The sequence below is a fragment of the Streptomyces sp. NPDC059785 genome, assembly GCF_042732375.1.
GTDB lineage: Bacteria > Actinomycetota > Actinomycetes > Streptomycetales > Streptomycetaceae > Streptomyces.
Map to the genome: position 1 here is coordinate 101793 of NZ_JBHWHV010000020.1, position 21285 is coordinate 123077.

The 21285-nt window shown below is 72.9% G+C and carries 23 protein-coding genes and 2 pseudogenes; 16 read left to right on the plus strand and 9 right to left on the minus strand.

Features of this window, described 5'->3' with window-relative positions:
* Window positions 1-459, minus strand: coding sequence for a DUF2690 domain-containing protein (locus ACFV6E_RS17465; RefSeq protein ID WP_385167113.1), 459 nt, complete (start codon window positions 457-459; stop codon window positions 1-3).
* Between the two features lie 180 nt (window positions 460-639).
* Complete coding sequence (locus ACFV6E_RS17470) at window positions 640-1302, minus strand: IclR family transcriptional regulator (protein ID WP_385462581.1); 663 nt, start codon at window positions 1300-1302, stop codon at window positions 640-642.
* 207 nt (window positions 1303-1509) lie between these two features.
* On the opposite strand from ACFV6E_RS17470, the gene ACFV6E_RS17475 reads away from it, so the two are divergent.
* The 10 genes from ACFV6E_RS17475 to ACFV6E_RS17520 are packed head-to-tail and all read left to right on the plus strand — an operon-like array spanning window position 1510 to window position 11142.
* Entirely contained in the window at window positions 1510-1956 is a 447-nt protein-coding gene (locus ACFV6E_RS17475) for a nuclear transport factor 2 family protein (protein WP_385462511.1), read from the plus strand.
* Window positions 1957-2006: 50 nt separating this feature from the next.
* The gene (locus tag ACFV6E_RS17480; RefSeq protein ID WP_385167109.1) at window positions 2007-2858 is read left to right on the plus strand and encodes an SDR family NAD(P)-dependent oxidoreductase; all 852 of its coding nucleotides are present in this window, start codon (window positions 2007-2009) and stop codon (window positions 2856-2858) included.
* Window positions 2851-3645, plus strand: a complete 795-nt coding sequence (locus ACFV6E_RS17485) for an SDR family NAD(P)-dependent oxidoreductase (protein ID WP_385462514.1) — start codon at window positions 2851-2853, stop codon at window positions 3643-3645. The genes ACFV6E_RS17480 and ACFV6E_RS17485 overlap by 8 nt, the downstream gene beginning before the upstream one ends.
* Window positions 3645-5066: an FAD-dependent oxidoreductase gene (locus ACFV6E_RS17490; RefSeq protein WP_385167105.1), complete on the plus strand. Its 1422-nt coding sequence runs from the start codon at window positions 3645-3647 to the stop codon at window positions 5064-5066. Before ACFV6E_RS17485 ends, ACFV6E_RS17490 begins: the two co-directional genes overlap by 1 nt.
* Window positions 5067-5110: 44 nt before the next feature.
* Window positions 5111-6460, plus strand: a complete 1350-nt coding sequence (locus tag ACFV6E_RS17495) for an MFS transporter (protein ID WP_385167104.1) — start codon at window positions 5111-5113, stop codon at window positions 6458-6460.
* Between the two features lie 22 nt (window positions 6461-6482).
* Window positions 6483-7685 carry a homogentisate 1,2-dioxygenase gene (locus ACFV6E_RS17500; protein ID WP_385167102.1) on the plus strand — a complete coding sequence of 401 codons (1203 nt, stop codon included), beginning with the start codon at window positions 6483-6485 and terminating at the stop codon, window positions 7683-7685.
* Complete coding sequence (locus tag ACFV6E_RS17505; protein ID WP_385462517.1) at window positions 7682-8533, plus strand: hypothetical protein; 852 nt, start codon at window positions 7682-7684, stop codon at window positions 8531-8533. The genes ACFV6E_RS17500 and ACFV6E_RS17505 overlap by 4 nt, the downstream gene beginning before the upstream one ends.
* A gap of 16 nt (window positions 8534-8549) precedes the next feature.
* Window positions 8550-9755 carry a fumarylacetoacetase gene (fahA, locus tag ACFV6E_RS17510; RefSeq protein WP_385462520.1) on the plus strand — a complete coding sequence of 402 codons (1206 nt, stop codon included), beginning with the start codon at window positions 8550-8552 and terminating at the stop codon, window positions 9753-9755.
* On the plus strand, window positions 9752-10501 hold the full coding sequence (locus tag ACFV6E_RS17515; RefSeq protein ID WP_385462523.1) for a CoA transferase subunit A: 750 nt from the start codon (window positions 9752-9754) through the stop codon (window positions 10499-10501). Before fahA ends, ACFV6E_RS17515 begins: the two co-directional genes overlap by 4 nt.
* Complete coding sequence (locus ACFV6E_RS17520; protein WP_385462526.1) at window positions 10501-11142, plus strand: CoA transferase subunit B; 642 nt, start codon at window positions 10501-10503, stop codon at window positions 11140-11142. Before ACFV6E_RS17515 ends, ACFV6E_RS17520 begins: the two co-directional genes overlap by 1 nt.
* A gap of 2 nt (window positions 11143-11144) precedes the next feature.
* On the opposite strand, the gene ACFV6E_RS17525 is transcribed toward ACFV6E_RS17520, so the two are convergent.
* Window positions 11145-12602, minus strand: coding sequence for a family 43 glycosylhydrolase (locus ACFV6E_RS17525; protein ID WP_385462529.1), 1458 nt, complete (start codon window positions 12600-12602; stop codon window positions 11145-11147).
* A gap of 243 nt (window positions 12603-12845) precedes the next feature.
* On the opposite strand from ACFV6E_RS17525, the pseudogene ACFV6E_RS17530 reads away from it, so the two are divergent.
* Window positions 12846-13097, plus strand: a pseudogene (locus tag ACFV6E_RS17530) (MerR family transcriptional regulator); the annotation flags it as partial.
* A gap of 40 nt (window positions 13098-13137) precedes the next feature.
* Here ACFV6E_RS17530 and ACFV6E_RS17535 read toward each other — a convergent pair.
* Window positions 13138-14478 carry an NAD(P)/FAD-dependent oxidoreductase gene (locus ACFV6E_RS17535; RefSeq protein WP_385462531.1) on the minus strand — a complete coding sequence of 447 codons (1341 nt, stop codon included), beginning with the start codon at window positions 14476-14478 and terminating at the stop codon, window positions 13138-13140.
* Window positions 14479-14716: 238 nt separating this feature from the next.
* Here ACFV6E_RS17535 and ACFV6E_RS17540 point away from each other — a divergent pair, with 238 nt between their 5' ends.
* Complete coding sequence (locus tag ACFV6E_RS17540) at window positions 14717-15187, plus strand: hypothetical protein (RefSeq protein ID WP_385167090.1); 471 nt, start codon at window positions 14717-14719, stop codon at window positions 15185-15187.
* A gap of 15 nt (window positions 15188-15202) precedes the next feature.
* Here the strand turns inward: ACFV6E_RS17540 and ACFV6E_RS17545 are convergent, their stop codons facing one another.
* Window positions 15203-15592, minus strand: coding sequence for an SRPBCC family protein (locus ACFV6E_RS17545; protein ID WP_385462534.1), 390 nt, complete (start codon window positions 15590-15592; stop codon window positions 15203-15205).
* A gap of 84 nt (window positions 15593-15676) precedes the next feature.
* On the opposite strand from ACFV6E_RS17545, the gene ACFV6E_RS17550 reads away from it, so the two are divergent.
* Window positions 15677-16570, plus strand: a complete 894-nt coding sequence (locus tag ACFV6E_RS17550) for a phenylalanine 4-monooxygenase (protein ID WP_385462537.1) — start codon at window positions 15677-15679, stop codon at window positions 16568-16570.
* Between the two features lie 140 nt (window positions 16571-16710).
* Window positions 16711-17658, plus strand: coding sequence for an NAD-dependent epimerase/dehydratase family protein (locus ACFV6E_RS17555; RefSeq protein ID WP_385167084.1), 948 nt, complete (start codon window positions 16711-16713; stop codon window positions 17656-17658).
* A 79-nt stretch (window positions 17659-17737) separates the two neighbouring features.
* On the opposite strand, the gene ACFV6E_RS17560 is transcribed toward ACFV6E_RS17555, so the two are convergent.
* On the minus strand, window positions 17738-18154 hold the full coding sequence (locus ACFV6E_RS17560; RefSeq protein WP_385167126.1) for a hypothetical protein: 417 nt from the start codon (window positions 18152-18154) through the stop codon (window positions 17738-17740).
* On the opposite strand from ACFV6E_RS17560, the pseudogene ACFV6E_RS17565 reads away from it, so the two are divergent.
* Window positions 18064-18588 (plus strand): annotated as a pseudogene (locus tag ACFV6E_RS17565) (substrate-binding domain-containing protein); the annotation flags it as partial. The gene ACFV6E_RS17560 and the pseudogene ACFV6E_RS17565 sit on opposite strands and share 91 nt — an antisense overlap.
* A gap of 64 nt (window positions 18589-18652) precedes the next feature.
* On the opposite strand, the gene ACFV6E_RS17570 reads toward ACFV6E_RS17565, so the two are convergent.
* Entirely contained in the window at window positions 18653-19162 is a 510-nt protein-coding gene (locus tag ACFV6E_RS17570) for a substrate-binding domain-containing protein (RefSeq protein ID WP_385462540.1), read from the minus strand.
* Here ACFV6E_RS17570 and ACFV6E_RS17575 point away from each other — a divergent pair.
* Complete coding sequence (locus ACFV6E_RS17575) at window positions 19133-20197, plus strand: extracellular solute-binding protein (RefSeq protein WP_385462543.1); 1065 nt, start codon at window positions 19133-19135, stop codon at window positions 20195-20197. The two genes, ACFV6E_RS17570 and ACFV6E_RS17575, sit on opposite strands and share 30 nt — an antisense overlap.
* A gap of 38 nt (window positions 20198-20235) precedes the next feature.
* Here ACFV6E_RS17575 and ACFV6E_RS17580 read toward each other — a convergent pair whose 3' ends face one another.
* Both ACFV6E_RS17580 and ACFV6E_RS17585 read right to left on the minus strand, forming a co-directional pair.
* Window positions 20236-20862, minus strand: a complete 627-nt coding sequence (locus tag ACFV6E_RS17580) for a hypothetical protein (protein ID WP_385167077.1) — start codon at window positions 20860-20862, stop codon at window positions 20236-20238.
* A 67-nt stretch (window positions 20863-20929) separates the two neighbouring features.
* On the minus strand, window positions 20930-21127 hold the full coding sequence (locus ACFV6E_RS17585; RefSeq protein WP_385462546.1) for a hypothetical protein: 198 nt from the start codon (window positions 21125-21127) through the stop codon (window positions 20930-20932).
* Window positions 21128-21285 lie beyond the last annotated feature (158 nt).

Sequence of the window (21285 nt, forward strand, 5' to 3'; positions counted from 1 at the left end):
TCAGTGGTGGCCGGTCTCCCCAGTGTGGGTGTAGGGCCCGACGTCGATGCTGCCGTGAGCGTACGAGGTGACGCCGTCGTCGTTCACCTGCGCCGTGTAGCAGGAGTGACGTGCCGGGTCGTCCTCGGTCTGGCAGCCGTACTCCAGGCCGTCGCTGTCGCGGTGGACGATCGCGCGGGCACAGTTGTCGTTGCCCGGCTCGCAGGGGCGGCCGTTGGTGATGGTGATTCTGGCCCAGGCCGTCTTGCAGCCGGAGCTGTAGCGCAGCTCCAGCAGCGCGTCACCGCCGCCGATGTCGGCGCGGCCGACCGTGCGGGCGGACGCGTCGCACCCGGTGCCGACGGGGTCGCTGCCGTCGTACGGAGCGGCGTGCGCGGCGGGCTGGCCGCCGGTGAGCAGTACGGCGGCCAGCAGCACCGGTGTGACGGCGGCCGAGGTGATCCTTCGTGAAATGCGCATGGTGTCCGATCCTTTTCCGCGCTCCTCCGGTGGACGGAGTCGCGCTGCTACGGCGGGCCGGTGAGGAATTGCACCCTTTGTAGCCGCCTGCCGTTGTTCACGATCGGCGGGCCGGAACTGAACGAACACATGCTGAACAACCCCCGACAGCGCCGGGGAGACGCGCGAACGGGACTCCGGTCAGTCGAGCAGTTCCCCCAGTTCGGCCGCGGCGCGGACGACGGTGGCGCCCAGGGCGTCGAGGCCGGTGCGCTCGAAGACGGAGATGCCGATGCTGGCGGTCGCCTCGCCGCCGCGCGTGGTCACCGCGGCGGAGATGCCGGTGACGGCGGGGATGACCTCGCCCATGGTGACGGCGTACCCCCTGGCGCGGGCCTCGGTGACCTCGGGGCGTTCGCCCTCGCGGTGCGGGCCGTGGGCGAGCTGGGCGAGGCCGCCCGAGCCCTGCTCGATGGGGTGGGTCTGGCCCGGCCGGAAGGAGACGTGGACGAGGGCGCCGCGCGGTTCCACCACCATCAGCGCCCGCATCTCGGCGGCGCCCTCCCGGACCAGCAGGTGCGCGGTGGCGCGGGTGGTCTCCGCCAGCTCGTCCAGGATCGGGCGGGCCAGGGCGCGCAGGTCCTGCTGGACGGGTTCGGCGAGGGTGACCAGGCCGGTGCCCAGGACGATGCGGCGCCGGTGGTCGCGGCGGCAGAGCTGGTGCGCCTCCAGGGTGCGGACCAGGCGGTGCGCGACCGTGCGGTGCACGCCGACGGCGTCCGCCAGTTCGCTGACGGTCAGGCCCTGCGGGTGCTCCGAGAGGACTCTGAGGATCAGCAGTCCGTGGTGGAGCGTCTTGGACATACCCGCGTCCAGCTCGGGGGCCGACGGGGTCGTTGACGGTGGGTTCACGGATCCATCCCTTGACGGGTTTCAGCCACGCTGCCTATGCTCCCATTATTCGCACAGTGAGTGCGATTATCGCACAGCAGTTGAGTGCGCAGCAAGCTCCCCGCTCAGGCCGCCCGGGACGGCCGCCGGAGCGGGACCACGAGCCGAAGGGACGCCCGAATGAACCCCAGCGCGCCCGCGTTTCCGGCCGATGCCCCGTTGGCCGAAATACACCAGCTCTACCACGTGCAGAGCCATCTCATCGACGGTGGCCGAGCCGCGGAGTGGGCCGCGACCTTCACCGCGGACGGCACCTTCGGCTCACCCACCTATCCGCGGCCGGTGGCCGGCACGGCCGCCCTGACCGCGTTCGCCGAGCGGTTCGCCGCGGGCTGCGCGGCCGAGGGCGTGGTGCGCCGGCATGTGGTCACCAACGTGGCCGTGACCGGCGCGGACGACGACGGGGCGCTGCGCGTCGTGGCGTATCTCCAGATCGTCGCGACCCCACGGGGCGGGACACCGCGCACCGAGCGGTTCACCACCCTCACCGACCGGCTCGTCCGCGACGGCGACGGCTGGCGGATCGCCGCCCGCGCCGTACGCCGGGACGACGCCCCCGAGAGCTGAGCCGGGCCCCGGCGCAACGGCACTTCAACGACGAAGGAACGGAACCACCGATGAGCGACACCGCATACCCGCAGGCCCCCGGCGCCGAAGGCCCCGGCCGGGTCGTCGGCCGGCGCCCCACCGCCGTCCACCCCGAACTGGCCGGGACCACCGCCGTCGTCACCGGCGCCGCCCGCGGCATGGGCGCCGTCTTCACCGAGGGCCTGGCGCTGCGCGGGGTGAACGTGATCGCCGCCGACATCGACCTCGACGCGATGAAGGCGACCGCGGAGGCGGTCAATGCCCAGCAGGACGTTCTGCCCGAGGGCGGCACCCGGGGCCGGGTCGTGCCCGCCGCCGTCGACGTCGTGGACCCGGCCGGGCACGAGGAGCTGGCCCGGCTCGCGCATGGCGAGTTCGGCCGCCTGGACCACTGGGTCAACAACGCGGGCATATTCCCGCACGCCTTCGTGCAGGACATCTCGCCGGAGCAGATCGACGCGGTGCTGAAGGTCAATGTGCAGGGTGTGCTGTTCGGTTCGCAGGCCGCCGCCCGGCACATGGCACCCGGCGGCGCCGTCGTCAACATGTCCTCGGTGTCCGCGGTCCGGGTCCGCAAGGGGCGTGGCGCGTACTGCGCCTCCAAGGCGTCGGTCGCCCACCTCACCGAGTCGCTGGCCGTGGAGCTCGGCGACCGGGGACTGCGCGTCAACTCGATCGCGCCGGGCTACATCGACACCGAGATGACCCGCTGGGTGCGGGAGGACCCCGCCGCCCTGAAGCACGCGCTGGACAGCGTGCCGCTGCACCGCCTCGGCTCCCCGCAGGAAGTCCTGGGCGTGCTGCTGTTCCTGCTCTCCGACAGCGCCCGCTACGTGACCGGGCACAGCATCGCCGTCGACGGCGGCTCGCGCCATGTCTGACGGACACGAGGAGACCGTGCGCTACCCGTCGGTCGTCCTCGTCACCGGTGCCGCCGCCGGGATGGGTGCCGCGCACGCCCGTGCGATGGCCCGCCGCGGCAGCCATGTCCACCTGGCCGACGTCGCCGACTGCGCGCCCGTGGTCGAGGAGATCACCGCCGCGGGCGGCCGGGCCACCGGGCACAGGCTGGACGTCACAGACCCCGCCGGCTGGCGCACGGTCGTCGACGCCGTACGGGAGACGGACGGCCGCCTGGACGGGCTGGTCAACAACGCCGGGATCTCGCGCCGGCTGCGGTTCATGGACACCACCGAGGAGGTGTGGGACCGGGTCCTGCGGGTCAATCTGTACGGCCCGTTCCACGGCATCCGGGCGTGCGCGCCGCTGATGCGGGACAGCGGCGGGGGCGCCGTCGTCAACATCTCCTCCATCAGCGGGCAGATCGGCTACTTCTCGCCCTCCTACTCGGCGAGCAAGTGGGGTCTGACCGGGCTGTCCAAGTCGGCGGCCGGTGAGCTGGCCGCCTGGGGCATCCGGGTCAACTCCCTGCACCCGGGCCTGGTCGGCACCGGTCTGCTCGCCGGTTCGGACGCGTTCGTGGAGTCGGCCCGGCGCTCCATCCCCGCCGGACGGCTCGGCGAGGTGCGCGAGGTGACCGACGCCGTGCTGTTCCTGCTCTCCGACCGCAGCTCGTACATGACCGGCAGCGAGGTCACCCTCGACGGCGGCCTGGTCTCCAACGGGCTCTACCACCGCATTCTCGACGACGCCGAAGGAGCCCTGTGATGACCGACTTCGACGCGCTCGACGTGATCGTGGTGGGCGGCGGCGGGGCCGGTCTCGCCGCCGCGGTCAGCGCCGCCGAACAGGGCGCCCAGGTGCTGCTCTTCGAGTCCGAACGCGAACTGGGCGGCTCCACGCAACTCTCCGCGGGCCTGTTCACCGCGGCCGGCACCAGCGTGCAGCGCGGCCTCGGCGTCGAGGACACCGCCGAGCGCCACTTCCAGCACTACATGGACCTCAACCAGTGGCGGCTCGCGCCCGGTCTGATACGGGCGTTCTGCGCCGCCGCCGGTCCGACCCTGGAATGGCTGCTCGGCCTGGGCCTGGACGTCCCGGCCGCCGTGTCGCCCGACGCGCACACGCCGGGCCTGTGCCGGGCCGGGGTGGAGGACGTCTGGCGCGGCCACGTCCCGCGCGACCAGGGCTACGGTTTGGTGCAGGTGCTCGACCGGGCCCGCCGCGAACGCGGCGTCGAGGCGGTCCTCAACACCCGGGTCGAACGGCTGCTGTTCGAGGAGGGCCGGGTCGTGGGCGTGGTCGCCGACGGCATCGAGGTCCGGGCCGGTGCGGTGGTCGTCGCCAGCGGCGGCTTCGCCCAGCACCCTGATCTGCTCGACCGGTACTACCCGGAGGCGAAGGCGGCGGGCGACTCGCTGTTCGTGGTGGCGGCGCCCGGCAGCCGCGGCGACCACTTCGCCTTCGCCGAGCAGACCGGGAGCGCGCTCACCGGGCACGGCTGGGGCCTGATGCTGCCGACCGCCTACTTCCAGCGCTACCACCACTGGCAGGCCGGATTCCCGCCCAAGTCCCGGGTGTACGTGAACGGCGCCGGGCGGCGCTTCATGGACGAGGACGCCTCGTACGCCGTCTCGGGCGGCATCATCCTCGCCCAGGAAGGGCCGGTGTGGGCGGTGTTCGACGAGAAGGCCAGGCTTGGACTGGAGCCCGGGTACGCGGACTGGACGCCCGAGCGGATCGCCGGGGAGGTGGCCGCCGGCCGGCTGCTGAGCGCGGACACCGTGACCGCCCTGGCCGCCGCCATGGACGTACCGGCGCACGCGCTGACCGCCACCCTCGACCGGTGGAACGCGCGGCTCGCCGCGACCGGCGCGGACCCGGAGTTCCTGCGCGAGGAGTCCCTCGCGGCGAAGGGTTCGCCCGAGACCCCGGATCCGATCGCCGCCGCGCCGTTCTACGCGGCCCGGGTGCTCCCCGCCGAGCTGGTGTGCACCCACACCGGTCTGGAGATCGACCGGGACGCCGCCGTCCTGGACCGCACCGGCAGTGCCGTACCCGGGCTGTTCGCCGCCGGTGAGGCCGGTGGCGGGGTGCTCGGCATGCGGTACGTCGGCGGCGGCAACGCCGTCGCCAACGCCCTCACCATGGGGCGCGTCGCCGGCCGCACCGCGGCCCGCGGTCACTGACCTTCCCCCTTCCCGTACCTCTTCCCACTCCTCTAGGAGCCGTCATGGGAGCGCACCTCAACGCCGAGGACACCGCCGCCCTGGGCAGCAGAGTCACCCGGAAAGTCTCGTACCGGATCTTCCCGATCGTGGGTCTGCTGTATGTGTTCAACTACATGGACCGGTCCAACATCAGCTATGCCCAGCTCGGCATGGAGGACGAACTGGGCATCACGACGGCCACGTTCGGCGCCGTCGCCGCGATCTTCTTCCTGGCGTACGTGGTGCTGGAGATCCCCAGCAACATGATGCTGAAGAAGGTCGGGGCCCGGCTGTGGCTGGCCCGGATCGCCATCAGCTGGGGTCTGGTGACCGCGGTCACCGGGTTCGTCAGCACCGTCACCCACCTCTACGTCGCGCGGATCGCGCTGGGCGTCGCCGAGGCCGGTCTCTTCCCCGGACTGCTGCTGTACCTGACGTTCTGGTACCGGGGCAGGGAGCGCGGCCGGGCCATCGCGATGCTGGCCCTCGCGCAGCCGGTCGCGATGATCCTCGGCTCCATGACCGGCGGCTGGATCCTCGACCACGTCGAGTGGTTCGGGCTGAGCGGCTGGCGCTGGGTGTTCATCCTCCAGGGCGCGCCCGCGATCCTCATCGGCCTGGTCACGCTCGTCTGGCTGCCCGACCGGCCGGCCGACGCGGGGTTCCTCACCGCCGCCGAGAGCCGCTGGCTCCAGGCGCAGATCGACAAGGAGTACGCGGGCGGCGGCGCCCACAAGGAGACCGTCCGCGACCAGCTCCGGGCGATGAAGAACCGACGGGTGCTCTACCTCGCGGTGGCCAACTTCTTCGCCGCGTGCGGCCTGTACGGCTTCTCCTTCTTCCTGCCGAAGATCGTCCAGCAGCTCGACCCGTCCTACTCGGCCACCAACATCGGTCTGCTCGGCACCATCCCCTACCTGGTGGGCGCGGTCGGCATGCTGCTGGTGGCGCGGAACTCCGACCGCACCGGCGAGCGCCGCTTCCACGTCATCGGCCTGATGCTGCTCGGCGCGGCCGGGCTGCTCGGCACCATCGTCTTCCGGCACGATCCGGTGCCCGCGATGGTCTGCCTGTCGCTGGTCGCGGTCGGCGTGCTCGGCTACATGGCGCCGTACTGGGCGCTGGCGCAGCGGATCCTGCCGCGCGAGCAGACCGCGGTGGGGCTGGCCGGCATCAACTCCATCGCCGCGCTGGGCGGTTTCTTCAGCCCGTACATCATCGGCAAGAACGCCACCGCCGACGACGTCACCGTCGGCCTGTACTTCCCCATCGCCTGTCTCGTGGTGTGCGCCGCGATGCTCGCCTTCCTGAAGGTGCCCCGGGACCGGCAGCCCGCCGACGCCCCCGCCCTGCCCACCACCGCGGGCGTCTGAACAACCCCTCAAGGACTACGTCATGCCTTACTACCGCAGCGTGGGTGACATCCCGCCCAAGCGGCACACCCAGCACCGGGACGCGGACGGCCGTCTGCGCTTCGAGGAACTCATGGGCGAGGAGGGCTTCTCCTCCGACTCCTCGCTGCTCTACCACCGCGAGATCCCCTCGGCGATCACCGACTCCCGCCCCTGGGACCTGACCGGGCAGGAGACGGTCGCCAACCACCCGCTCAAACCCCGGCACTTGAAGCCGCACGGCCTCTTCACCGGCGACGGCTGGCGCACCGCCGACGCGGTCACCGGCCGGCGGCTGCTGCTCGGCAACGGCGACGTGCGGATCTCCTACGCCGTCGTCGGCGCCGTCTCGCCGTTCTACCGCAACAGCATCGGCGACGAGTGCGTGTACGTGGAGGCCGGCACGGCCACCGTGGAGACGGTGTTCGGGGCGCTGACCGCGCGCGCCGGCGACTACGTGCTGCTGCCCCGCGCCACCACCCACCGCTGGCTCCCCGGGGGCGACGAACCGCTGCGCCTGTACTGCGTGGAGGCCAACTCGCACATCTCCCCCGCCCGCCGCTACCTCTCGCGCAACGGGCAGCTCCTGGAGCACGCCCCGTACTGCGAACGCGACCTGCACGGACCCGCCGAGCCGCTGCTGGCCACCGGCACCGACGTGGAGGTGCACGTCAAGCACCGCGGCCCGCGCGGCGAGGTCCTGGGCACCGTGTTCACGCAGGCCACCCACCCCTTCGACGTGGTCGGCTGGGACGGCTGCCTGTACCCGTACACGTTCAGCGTGCACGACTTCGAGCCGATCACCGGGCGGGTGCACCAGCCGCCGCCCGCGCACCAGGTCTTCGAGGGCGACAACTTCGTCATCTGCAACTTCGTGCCCCGCAAGGTCGACTACCACCCGCTGGCCATCCCGGTGCCGTACTACCACTCCAACGTCGACAGCGACGAGGTGATGTTCTACTGCGGTGGCGACTACGAGGCCCGCAAGGGCTCCGGCATCGGGCAGGGCTCGGTGTCACTGCACCCGGGCGGCCACGCGCACGGGCCGCAGCCGGGTGCTTACGAGCGGTCCGTCGGCGCCGAGTTCTTCGACGAACTCGCCGTCATGGTCGACACGTTCCGGCCGCTGGAGCTGGGCGAGGGCGGGCTCGCCGCCGAGGACCCGGGGTACGCCTGGACCTGGGCGGGCCGGGGACCGGCCGCGTGAGCGCGCTGCTCGCCGGGCTCGTCGACGACGCCGGTCTGTTCCCGCCGACCGCGCTGCCGCCCGCCGGGGCGGTGGCCCGGCACCGCCGGGACCGGGCCACCGCGCACCCGATGCACACCCTGCGCCTCCTCGTCCCGGTCGCCCGGCTGGCGGAGATCCGCGCCGAACTGCGCCCCGACGACCGGCTGGCGCTGGGCCTGATCGCGGACGCGGCCGGACCCGGCGACCCGGGTGAGCGGCTGCGGGCGGCGCTGGCGACGGTCGCGGCCGACGACCGGCTGGAGACGGCCCTGATCGAGGCGCCGCTCGCCGCTTTCGGCGGCGACCCGGCGACCGCCGTCCCCGCCGTGCTGGCCGCCACGGCCGGAGCCGGGGCCCCGGTGTTCCTGGAACCGGCCGCCCCGTCCGGCATCGGCGCCCTGCTCGCGGCGGTGCGGGGGACTTTGGGCGTGGGCGCCAAGCTGCGCTGCGGCGGCGTACGGGCCGAACTGTTCCCCTCCCCCGCCGAGGCCGCGTACTTCGTCACCGCGTGCGCGCGGGCGGGCGTGCCGTTCAAGGCGACGGCGGGGCTCCACCACGCCGTACGGCACCGCGACCCGGACACCGGGTTCACGCACCACGGCTATCTGAATCTCCTGCTGGCCGCCGCGCTCGCCGCCGCCGGCCCCGGCGATCCGGCCCCCGTGCTGCGCGCGCTGGAGACCACCGACGCCGAAACTCTCGCCCGCGAACTGGCCGCGCTGTCCGGACCGGCCGTGGCCGCCGCCCGGACCCTGCTCGTCTCCTACGGCTCCTGCTCCACCCGTACACCGGTGTCCGAGGCCCGCACCCTCCTCGACGCCGCCTGAAAGGACTGCTTCCCCGATGACTGCCCCCAGCTGGCTCCCGGTGCCCGAGGGCTCCCCGTTCACCGTCCACACGCTGCCCTACGGTGTGTTCGTCCCCGAGGGCGGCGCGCCCCGGGTCGGTGTCGCCATCGGCGACCACGTCCTGGACCTGGCCCGGGTCCTCGGCGACGACACCTTCGCGCGGCCCTCGCTCAACGCGTTCCTCGCGCAGGGCCGCGCCCGCTGGCAGGCGGTCCGCGCCCGGGTCACGGAACTGCTCACCGACCCCGCGCACCGGGAGGCGGTGGAACCGGCGCTGCACCGTGCCGACCGGGTGCGGCTGCTGCTGCCGTTCGAGCCGGCCGACTACGCCGACTTCTACGCCTCCGAGCACCACGCCGCGAACATCGGCCGGATGCTGCGCCCGGGGCAGGACCCGCTGACCCCGCAGTGGAAGCACCTGCCGATCGGCTACCACGGCCGGTCCGGCACGCTGGTCGTCTCCGGCACGGACGTGGTCCGCCCGTGGGGCCAGACCCGGCCCTCCGACGGCGGCGCACCGCCGTTCGGCCCGTCCCGGCGGCTGGACATCGAGGCCGAGGTCGGCTTCGTCGTCGGCACCCCCTCCCCGCGGGGCACCCGGGTCGGCGTGGACGACTTCGCCGACCACGTCTTCGGCGTGTGCCTGGTCAACGACTGGAGCGCGCGCGACCTCCAGGCGTGGGAGTACGTGCCGCTCGGCCCGTTCCTCGCAAAGTCGTTCGCGACATCCGTCTCCCCGTGGATCGTGCCCCTGGACGCGCTGGCCGCCGCGCGCACCGCCCCGCCCGAGCGCACCGAGGGACTGCGGGACTACCTGCGCGAGACCGAGGACTGGGGCCTCGACCTGGATCTCGAGGTGCGGCTGAACGGCGAGGTGATCTCCCGCCCGTCGTTCACGTCGATGTACTGGACCCCGGCCCAGATGCTGGCCCATCTGACCGTCAACGGCGCCTCGCTGCGCACCGGGGACTTCTACGCCTCCGGCACGGTCAGCGGCCCCGGCCCGCGGGAGCGCGGCTGTCTGATGGAGCTCACCTGGAACGGACAGCACCCGGTGAAGCTGGCCGACGGCTCCACCCGTGCCTTCCTGGAGGACGGCGACGAGGTCACCATCACGGCGACCGCGCCCGGCCCGGACGGCACCCGCATCGGCTTCGGCGAGGTGCGCGGCCGGATCGTCGCCGGGGGGCGGGACGCGTGAACAAGGTGATCACGAGCGCGCGGGAGGCCGTGGCCGGCATCGGTGACGGCGCCTCGCTCGCGGTCGGCGGCTTCGGCCTGTGCGGCATCCCGACGGTGCTGATCGAGGCCCTGCACGAGCGGGGCGTCGGCGGCCTGGAGGTGGTGTCCAACAACTGCGGCACCGACGGCCACGGCCTGGGCGTGCTGCTGGCCGCCGGGCGGATCGGCCGGGTGACGGCGTCGTACGTCGGGGAGAACAAGGAGTTCGCCCGGCAGTACCTGGGCGGCGAACTGGAGGTGGAGCTGATTCCGCAGGGCACGCTCTCGGAGCGGCTGCGCGCCGGGGGCTGCGGGATACCGGCGTTCTACACCCCGGCCGGGGTCGGCACGCAGGTCGCGGACGGCGGGCTGCCGTGGAAGTACACCGCCGACGGCGCGGTGGAGGTGGCGTCACCGGCGCGGGAGCGGCGCGCGTTCCGGGGTCGTACCTACGTCCTGGAGGAGTCGGTGACCACCGACTTCGCGCTGGTCAGGGCGGCGCGCGGCGACCGCTACGGCAATCTCGTCTTCCACCGCTCGGCCCGCAACTTCAACCCGCTGGCCGCCATGGCGGGCGCGGTCACCGTCGCCGAGGTCGAGGAGTTGGTGGACGGCGCGCTGCACCCGGACGAGGTGCACCTGCCGGGTGTCTTCGTGCAGCGGGTGCTGGCCCTCACCCCCGAACAGGCCGCGGGCAAGTCCATCGAGAAGGCGACGGTGCGCTGATGCCCTGGACCCGTGACGAGATGGCCGCCCGCGCGGCGGCCGAGCTGACCGACGGCTCGTACGTGAATCTCGGTATCGGCCTGCCCACGCTGGTGCCGAACCACCTCCCGGCCGGCGTCGACGTCGTGCTGCACTCCGAGAACGGCGTCCTCGGTGTCGGCCCCTACCCCCGGCCGGACGAGGTCGACCCGGATCTGATCAACGCGGGGAAGGAGACGGTCACGCTCGCTCCGGGCGCGTCGTTCTTCGACTCGGCGCTCTCCTTCGGCATGATCCGCGGCGGCCATCTGGACACCGCGATCCTCGGTGGCCTCCAGGTCTCCGCCGGCGGCGATCTGGCCAACTGGACCGTGCCCGGCAAGATGATCAAGGGCATGGGCGGGGCGATGGACCTGGTGCACGGCGCCCGTACGGTGATCGTGCTGATGGACCACACCGCCAAGGACGGCAGCCCGAAGCTCGTACGGTCCTGCACGCTGCCGCTGACCGGGGCGGCGTGCGTGGACCGGGTCATCACCGACCTCGGCGTCTTCGACATCGCCCCGCCCCGGCTCAGGGTGGCCGAGCTCGCGCCCGGCGTCACCCTGGAGCAGGTGCGCGCGGCCACCGACGCCGAGGTGGTGGTCCCCGGTCCGCGGTGAGGTCAGTCGGTGTAGACCTCGGCGCGGTCCACGCTCACGAACGCCGCTCCGGAGGAGGAGTCGCGCTCCCCGGTGACGCGGACCTTCAGGGTGTGCGCGCCGTCGGACAGGCGCGGGCTGAGGTACTGGAGCGTCTCGCCGGTGCGGAGGGCGCCGTAGAAGTCGACGCGTTGTTCGGCGCCCCCGTCGATGCTGACGGCCGCGATGCCGTTGCCGGTGTCCTTGACGGACAGCAGCGCGATCCGGGTGCCGGTGAACGTGAACGTCGCGGTGTTGCCCGCCCGGTCGCTCCAGTGGTCGTCGCTCCAGAAGCACTGGGCGGCGCAGCCCGTGCCCGAGTTCCACGTGCCCGAGTAGGTCACCGTGCCGCCGCCGCTGGAACGGCCGTCGTCGTTGATCCAGTAGTTGCCCGATCCGGGGTCGCCGGAGGGCAGGTCCTGGGTGGCGCCGAGGGCGAGCGGGGTGCCGAGGTCCGGGCTGCCGTCGGCGTTCCAGCCGATCTTCTGGGCGCGGGTCGTGCGGTTGGTGTAGGTGAAGTCCGAGGTGGTCTTCGCGTGGTAGATGATCCAGTCCTGCGTTCCGTCGGGCGAGCGGAAGAACGCGTGGTGGCCGGGTCCGTACACGCCGCGGGCGTCCTGCCGCGAGAAGACCGCTCCGCTGTGCTGGGTCCAGTTGCCGGGCACCAGCGGGTCGGCGCCGTCGGCCAGGGACATCATCCACACCTGGTAGTCGGGCTTGCCGGTGTCGCAGGTCGAGTACGTCATCCAGGTACGGCCGTTGCGGTTCAGGAACTCGGGACCCTCACGGACCTCGGAGCAGCCCCCGGCCCCGTTCAGCGCGACGGCGTTGCCCGAGACGGTGTAGGGGTTCGACATGGGCGCGATGTTCAGGCCGTTGTGCTGGTAGGCGTTGATGCCGCTGTAGGCGAGGTAGAGCTTGCCGTTGTGCTGGAGGATGCCCGGGTCGATGGCGAAGTCGTTCGTGTGGTTGGGCGGGGTGAGCTTCGCCTTGAAGTGGTACGGCCCGGCCGGGTTGTCCGCGTCCGACTCCAGGACGTACAGCCGGTGGTGGTCGTCCGTGCCGTCGTCGGCGGTGTAGTACATGTACCAGCGGCTGTCGAAGCGGTAGAACTCGGCCGCCCAGATGTGCTGGTTGCGCGAGGCGTCGGTGTCCTTCCACACGGTGACCGGTTCGGCGTCGAGCAGGGTGCTCAGGGAGGGCGAACTCCACATCTTGATGCTGTCGCCCTGCGTGGTCGTCAGGCGGTAGGCCCCGTTCGCGTACGTCATATACGGATCGGGCCCGGTGTTCAGCGGGTTGCGGAAGGTGCCCGACGCGGCCTGCGCCGCGGTGCCGGCGTCCACGGCCGAGGCCGCGGCGGTGGCCTGCGGCACCCCGACGAGGCCGGCGAGCAGGGCGAACAGGGCGGTCACCCAGGCGGTGAAGGACCGGGCGCGCATCGGCGGCTCCCCACATCGGTCGGAAAAACCTGATCTCGCTTGCGCAGTGACTCGGCTGCCCATGGCACCACACCGATTACATCGATGTAAAGACTCACGGAGCAAGCCGCTCCGGTCCGCCGGGCGGACCGCTCAGGCCGGGCGGCGGCCCTGGCCCTGCGCGACGTCCCTGACGAACAGGATGCCGTCGCTGACCGTCAGTCGGGCCGGGCCGAGCGGGACGTAGCCGAACTTGGGGGGACTCGCGGGGCGCTGACCGGGTACCGCGTCTACGCCGAGGCCGATGTGCGGGACGCCCGGCCGGTCCGTCGACTCCGGCGGGGCGGCTGTCTGCTGGAGCGGATCGCCCCGTTGGCCGAGCAGGTGCGGGCCGCCGGTGGACCGGCGCCGCTGGAGGACGCGCTGCGCGACCGGCACGCCCGGCTGTCCGCGCGCGGCCGGGCTCTGCCGGCCGGTGCCGCGGAGCTGGACGCCTACGTCCGGCGGCGCGGCTGACGCCCCGGCCACCGGCCCGCGACGGTCGGCGACGCCGTTCTCACGCGTGAGGCTTCGCGGGACGGCGAGTACCGGACATGACGCTCAGGAGCAGGCGCGGGTCGGTCAGTGCCAGCGGTCCCGCGGTCATGTGGAAGAGGCCGGAGAACGTCGTGTACACCCTCGGGTCGTGGGGGACGGTGTCGATCAGGCGGTTCATGAACCAGTTGCCGGCCGCGACCGGCCACGCGGACCGCGGGCCCTCCCAGGCCCGGTCGGGAACGGTGGCCATCAGCCACGGGGAGGCGGTGAGGCGCGCCAGCCCCTTCTGGAAGGCCCGTCCGTCGAACGGAGCGCGGGCGCGCCGCCCCCGGAGCATCCGTTCCAGGAGGCGGGCTTCGAGGGCCGCGACCGTCATTCCCTGGCCGTAGGCGGGGTTGAAGGCGCACACCGAGTCCCCCATCGCGATCAGCCCGTCGGGCCAGCGGGCGAGGCGGTGGCAGGCGAGCTTGCGGTTGAGCGTACGGGCGTACCGGCGCACGGGGGTGACCGGGGTGAGCGGGGCGATGGTGTCGGCGGCGGGGCCGCGCAGGGTCTTCGCGTAGGCGAGGAAGTCCTCGTCGCCGCGCGGGAGCTGGATGCCGCCCGCGCCGTGCAGGGTGACGTGGAGCAGGTCGTTCTCGATCCGGATGGCGTAGCAGCCCCGCTGGAAGCCGGGGGCCCGCAGCGGTTGCAGCAGTCCCATCCACGGGGGCGGGGTCTGCCACCCCTCGCCGTAGGTGTAGATCCGCGAGGCGTATCCGACCTGGGCGTCCACGGTCGTCACGCGGGGCTCCGCCAGGCCGAGCGCCGCCAGCCACCGCGGCAGGTGGGAGGAGCGGCCCGAGGCGTCCACCACGAGGTCCGCGCCGATCCGTTCCTCGCCGTCCGCGCCGCGCACGCGCACCCCGGTCACCTTGCCGGGACCGGCCGCGCACAGGCCCGTGACGGCCAGTCCGTCCCGCAGGGTGACGCCCGCCAGCGCCGCCACCCGCCGGCGCAGCACGTGCTCCAGGAGCGGACGGGAGAAGGTCTGGATCGGCATGCCCATCGACACGGGCGGCGGGGTGCCGTTGGGCAGAACGGCGCACAGCCCCTCCCCCCAGTCCCACACCGGCGCGCCCGCCCGCTCGAGCTCGGCGCGCAGCCCGGGGAAATAACCCTCGAACACCTCGGCACCGCGCGCGAGGAGACCGTGGACATGATGTCCCTGCGGCGCCCCCGCCCTGATCACCGCCGAGTCCGGGAGCCGGTCGCGCTCGACGACGGTGACGGACTCGAAACCGTCGGCCAGGACCCGGGCGGCCGCGAGACCGGCCATGCCCGCTCCGATCACGACCGCCCGCCGCGCATACCCGTCCATACGCCCGCTCCCCTCTCCCCGCCGCGGGTCACCCCGGCCCGCTCCTGCCCGCGGCCCAAGTCCTGTCCTGCCCCGACCGGTCCACAGGTATGTCACGACAAGTGATCAATCGAGTACGTTTGGCGGTCACGCGCACCTATGTCCCCCGCTTCAGCATTGCCGCGAGCCGTGACTCACGCACCCGGGACCACAGACGCGGGGTTCTGCCTCTCGGGCCCGCGTGGCACCATCCGTTGGCGTGGAGTGGTCGAGTCTGGTCGGGACGGGACTGGGAGCCGTACTGGGGGTGGGGGCCACCTTGGTCGGCGAGCAGGTGCGCTGGCGGCGTACCGCCAGGGACAGCAGGCTGCGCGACCGCCGGGACCTGTACGCCGACTGCCTCGTCTCCTTCCGGAAGGCCCACGAGGCGATGCGCGTGGCCGCCGACGAGGACCATCCGAACGCCCAGGCCAGGGCGGCCAGACTCCGGCAGGTGTACCAGGCGTCGGGCTGCGACGAGGCGCGGGAACGGCTGATCCTGACGGCGAACGACGAGGTGACGGCCGCGATAGACGCGTCGTACACCTCGCTCCGCACCATCCGCGAGGTGCTCGCGGCCGGGGCCACCGTGCCGACGCCGGAGTACCAGGCGGCCCGGCGGGCGCACAAGGAGGCGACCGCGGCGGCACGCGACGTCCTCCGCCGCCATCTGAACGCCATGGACAGGTGAGCCGCACCGGCAAGCTCAGTCCGCCCTTGTCCGGCGGGCCGGTTCGGCGGTCAGGCGGCGCATGACCGTGCGGTTGGCGCGGCGCATCGCGGCCCGGACCACGGGGCCCGGCAGACGGTCGCCGAGCGGGGCGCGCGTCCACGCGTACGTGAACGGCACGCGACTCCCGCCGGGCGGCAGCGGTGCGACGGTACAGGTGCCGTGGGCCAGGCGCCGGCCCGCCGCGCTGACGTTCCGTTCGACGATGCGCCGTGGCGGCTCGGCCTCGACGACCTCGACGGTGACGTCGGTCCTCGTACCGGTCAGCGCGGCAGTGACCGTGGCGCGGGCGCCGACACCGCGGCCGGGCACCCCGGCCGGGAACCGCGGGCCGCTGCTGACCGGCGGCCTGCTCGTCGCGCTCACCCTGCTCGCGGTCACCGCGCTGCCGCGGCCGGGTAACGCTCATGGCGGGTGTGGCGTCCCGCGTCGACGGTGATCCATTGCCGCATGGACGATTCTCGAGCGCGCACCCCGGTCGGTCCGCCGATCCGTACACCGGTCGCCGCCGACGGCCGCCTCGGTCCGGCCGACGAGCATCCCGGGCTCAGCGACGCCGGCTACCTGCGGCGGCGCCACGCCATCGCCGCGCGCGCCCGCGGCCACCGCGTCGGCGACCCGTCCGTACCGGTGGCGTACACGGAGGCCGAGCAGCGGACCTGGCGCACCGTCCACCGGGAGCTGTGGGCCGCGCAGGCCGAGCACGCCTGCCGCGCCGCCCTCGACGCCAGGCAGGACGCGCCCATTCCGGCGGACCACATCCCGCAGCACGCCGAGGTCGGTTCGCGGCTGCGGGAGCTGACGGGCTTCGACTTCACCGTGGCCGGAGGCGTGGTGGCGAACAAGCGGTTCCTGGGGTCGATGGCCGAGGGCTGGTTCCACGCCGTGCAGTTCGTCCGCCACCCGGCGGTACCCCTGTTCACCCCCGAGCCCGACGTGCTCCACGACGTCTTCGGCCACGGCATCCATCTGACGGCACCCGCCTTCGCCGACATCTACCGCATGATCGGGCGGGCGGCCATGCGCGTCGACGACGCGGACGTCCTGCAAATGATCAGCGACGTGTACTGGTTCACCCTGGAGTACGGCGTCCTCGCGGAGGGCGGGACACCCAAGGCGTACGGGGCCGCGCTGCTGTCCTCCTACGGCGAGATCCGCCGGCTGCACCGGTCGGACGTCCGCCCGCTGACCGTCGACGCCATGCTCACCACGCCCTACGACATCCACGGCTACCAGCCGGTGCTGTTCGGCGCCCGCAGCCTCGAAGAGGTCACCGACACCCTGCACGACTTCCTGGAGCGCCTGGACGAGGACAGCGCGCGGCGGTTCCGGCGCTGCTCCTGACCGGCCTTGCAATACGGAACAGCGTTCCGTATCGTAATCGGAGCGGCGTTCCGTTTCGCCGTCTCGCCGGCGACGCTTGCGGACCGCCCTTACCGGCGTCGGCACGCCGCGCACCGCACACACTCCAGGAAGGCCAGGCAATGATCCTCGTGACCGGAGGTTTTGGCTTTATCGGGTCCCACACCGTGCGGGCCCTGCTCGACCTGGGCGAAGACTGCGTCGTGGTCCGGCGCAGTGCCCGTGAACTACCGGCCGTCCTCGCCGGAGCCCGCCTGACGGTGGAGCAGGCGGACATCACCGACCTCGACGCCCTGCTCGCGATCGGCCGCCGTCACACCATCACGGGCATCGTGCATCTGGCAGGGTCCTACCCGTGGCCCCCCGTCCCCGCCGCACCGGTCGAGGCGACGCGGCAGGCCCTTGGCGGACTGCTCAACATCGCGCAGGCGGCTCAGGAGTGGGGCGTCCGGCGGCTGGGCGTGGCCAGCACGATCGGGGTCTACTTCGGCGCCCGGAGCGACGACGGACCGCTGCGTGAGGACGTGCCGCTGTCGATGAACGCGTCCGCCACCATCCCCACCTTCAAGAAGGTCGGCGAACTGCTGGGTGGCTTCCTCGCGGACACGACGGGCCTCGACATCGTCGACTACCGCATCTCCGGCACCTGGGGCCCGCTCGGCCACGCCGATCCCTTCTTCGCCGCGCCCGCGCTCGTCCACGCCGCTGCCCGCGGCACCGCCCCGGACCTCTCCCACCTCATGGCACCGGCCTTCGCCGGGGACGGGCTCGACCTGAACTACGTGAAGGACACCGGACGGGCGATCGCCCTCCTACAGCTCGCGGACCGGCTGAACCACCGCACGTACAACGTCGGTTCCGGCCGGCTCACCACGAACGCCGAGGTCGGCGAGGCGCTCAGGAAGGTGGTGCCCGGCGCCCGGGTCGGCCTGCCCGACGGCGGCAGGGGCCCGCACCTGGTCCTCGACATCGGCCGGCTGCGGGAGGACACCGGCTACCGGGCCGAGTACGACACCGAGCGGGCCGCCGCCGACTACCTCGCGTGGCTGCGCGCGGGCCACGCGAACTGAGGCACCCGGCCGGGCGTCACCCGCCGTTCGTCGCGGCGCGGACCGCGTCGTCCGGTGCCTCGCCGATGGCCCGTGAACCCTACGCGTTCGGGTGCGGCGGGATGGCGATGTGGGTGGGGAGCGGTCCTTCGGTGTACCGGTCGGCGGGTGCCGCGCACGCGTCGTGGCCGACGCCGAGGGGGTAGGTGTCCACGAAGGTCGCGCCATAAGCCCGCGCGGCCTGCTCCGGTGCGGCGCCGAGGTGGTTCCACCGCGCCCTGGGTGCAGTCGGCGTCGACGGCCCGGACGGCCGGGCCGGGAAGCAGCCGCCGGGGCGGACGTAGTCGCCGCAGCCGATGACGGAGACCTCGGTGTGCGGGGCCCATTGGCGCATCCGGTCCAGGACGGTGCCGGACCTCGGGGCCCATGCGTCGATGCCGGCCTTCACCGTGCCGACGCCGCCCTCGCCGCCACCGTGCCGACGCCGCCCTCGCCGCACCGGACGGTGCGGCGGCATCCCTTGCGGACGGTCGGGCCGGTACGGGACGCTGCGCGCTGACGGTGATCACGCGGGAGGCTGCATGTCGCAGGCCGGCAGCCGGCGCCGGTCGGTCACGATCCAGGATGTGGCAGGGGCGGACGGAGCGCAGCGCCCGGGCCGCCATGGAGGAATTGCTGACTGAACGCCCCTGGCCGACGGCCGTGTTCGCCGCGCACGGCCGGCTCGCCCTGGGCGCGCCGGCCGCCCTGGTGGAGCACGACGCCCACCGCGAGATCTCTTTGGCGGGCTACGACGACACCGACCGGGCCGCGCACCCGGCCATCTCGCTGACCTCGGTGGACCAGCAGGGCCCCGAGATGGGGCGGCGCGCGGTCGCCCTGCTCCTCGAGCGCGTCGAGGGCGGTCGCGGCGAGCCGCAGCACCATGTCGTGACGCCCTCGCTGACCGTGCGCGGCTCCAGCGGGCCGCCCGCCGACGGCTGGCCCGACGGCGGGGCGGTCGAGTGCCCGTGGGTCAGGAGGAGTTGCGCTCGACCAGCCGGGGCGGGAAGACCAGCCGCCGGTGGGTGTGGCCGGGGCGGTCCTCGTCCAGGAGCATCTCCGCGGCGGCCTTGCCGAGGTCGTAGCCGCCGACGTGGACCGAGGTGAGCGGCACCCCGGCGGTCGCGGCCGAGTGGATGTCGTCGTAGCCGACGATCGCGAGGTCGTCGGGGACGCGCAGCTTGGCCCGGAACGCGGTCTGCATGACGCCGAGCGCGAGGAGGTCGTTGGCGCAGAACACGGCCGTGACCCGCTCGCTCGCGGTCAGCAGCTGCTCCCCGGCGCGCCGGCCCTGGTCGACGGTGAACGCGGCGGTCTCGACCGCGCGGAGGGTGTCGGCGGGCCGTCCGGCGCGCTCCGGGGCCTGGCGGCTGCCGGTGAGCCGGTCCTGCGACTGCCGCATGTTCATCGGCCCGGTGACGAAGGCGATCCGCTGGTGTCCGCGCGCCAGGAGGTGGGTGATCGCCGCGTCGGCGCCCGCCACGTCGTCGACGGCGACGGAGCAGACGTCGGGATAGCTGTCGGCACCGTGTGGCCCGGCAACGGCAACCCGGCGGCGGTCCAGGTGCTCCAGAAGGGCGGCTGTCTCGCCGACCTGAGCGGCTACGGCTTCGTGTCGAAGATCGCCGCGGGCGACAGGAGCGTCACCCAGGTCGACGGCAAGACGTACATCGTCCCCGTCACCTTCAACGGCATCGGCGCCATCTACGACAAGGCGACGCTGACGGAGATCGGCGGCACCGAGCCGAAGACCTGGGACGACGTCCTGGGCCTGTGCGAGAAGGCCAAGGACCACGGCAAGGTCCTGCCGGCCCTCGGCAACCGGACCCCGTGGGTGACCCAGCTCGTCGACTACGCGCTCGCCGCCACGACCGTCTACACCGGGGACGCCGACTTCGACGAGCGGCTGAGCGCGGGCAGGGCCACGTTCGCCGGCTCGGCGTGGAAGGACACCCTCCAGCAGTACCTGGACCTGAACAAGGCGGGCTGCTTCACCAAGAACTCCAACGGCACCAGTTACGAGACGTCGATCACCGATGTCGCGCAGGGCAAGGCCGTCGGCGTCGTCCAGGTCACCACCAGCATCCCGCAGGTGCGGAAGGAGGCCGGTGCGGACACCGAGCCGGGCATGTTCGCGCTGCCGGCGTCGGACGACGCGGACGCGACCCGTATCCCTGGTGCCGTCTCCGCCGCCTACGGCCTCAACGCCGCGAGCAAGCACACCGCCGAGGGCAGGAAGTTCATCGAGTACCTGGCCTCGCCCGAGGGCCAGAAGATCTACGCCGAGGAGGGCGGCACGCTGCCCGCCCTGCCCAACGACTCCTTTGAGGCGGACCCGGCCCTGGACGTCCTGACCGATCTGCAACAGGACGGCATGACCGTGCCGTTCATGGACCAGCGCTGGCCGAACCCGGAGGTGCAGCAGGCCCACTTCACCGCCGTGCAGAAGCTGTTCTCGGGTGACGCGACCGTGGCCGAGGCGCTGAAGAGCATGGACGACGCCGTGGAGACCGACTGACACCCGGGCGTCGGCCCGGGCGTCCGGACGCCGGTCCGTCAGGCGGCGACCTCGTACTGGCCGTGCTCGATGAAGTACCGCAGCGCTTCCGGCGAGCCGTCGTCGAGGGCGGCCTCGGCCGCCGCGCGGAGGGCGCTGCTGATGTCCGGGTCGGCGAGGATGCGGAAGATCGCGACGCTGTCGTCCTCGGCCTGGGCGAGGCGGTAGCCGGTCTCCCGGAAGGCGCGCAGTGCTTGCGGCGAGCCGTCCTCGAGGGCCGCGACGGCCGCCGCGTGGACCGCCTGGTCGTCGTTCTGCGCGGCAACGGCGAGGACGCGGAAGACCCAGACGCTGTCGTCCTCGGCCTGGGCGCGGGGGTAGCCGGTCTCGAGGAAGGCGCGCAGGGCGTCCGTCGAACCGTCCCTGAGGGCCGCGGTGGCCGCCGCGTGGACCGCCGTGTCGTTGTTCTGCTCGGCGACGGCGAGGATGCGGAAGATCTCGACCCGCATGTCCTCGTCGGACATCTCGTCCACCGGCGTGCCCGAGCCGTCGGTGTCCGACGCCGCCGCCGTCACGCCGGTGGACGAGGTGCCGGCCGTGTCGGCGGCGAACGCCGGAGCGGCGAACAGCACCGCCGACGTGAGGGCGGTGGCCGCGACGGTCAGTGCACTACGGGTCAGTCTCATGGCAGAGCCTTCCTGGGAAACGCCCGGAACGGGATGTCACCGATCCTGTCCCTGACCGCACCGAGGATCATTGCCCGAACTCAGCAGTCTTGACGGCCAGTTGTCTGCCGGTCATGACTGCCGGACACGGTGACCTCTCGCCCGCCAGACCCGCCCCCACGGTCAGCCACGCCGTCAGCGCCGTCCAGGCCGGCGGGTGTTGGAGGAAGGTCGGGGTGTCGATGTCCCGGTCGGTGGCCAGTTGGCCGGTGGCGGTGGCGTACATGCCGCGGCCGCGAGGGCGGTAAGGGCAGCGGCGACGAGCCCGGCGGCACCGTGGCCGAGTCCGGTGGCCAGGACCGCGCTCGCCGCCACCGGGGTGAAGTGGCCGAGGTGCCGGGACCTGCCGCCCGCGTGTTTCGCTCCCGTCATGGCCACCGGCTT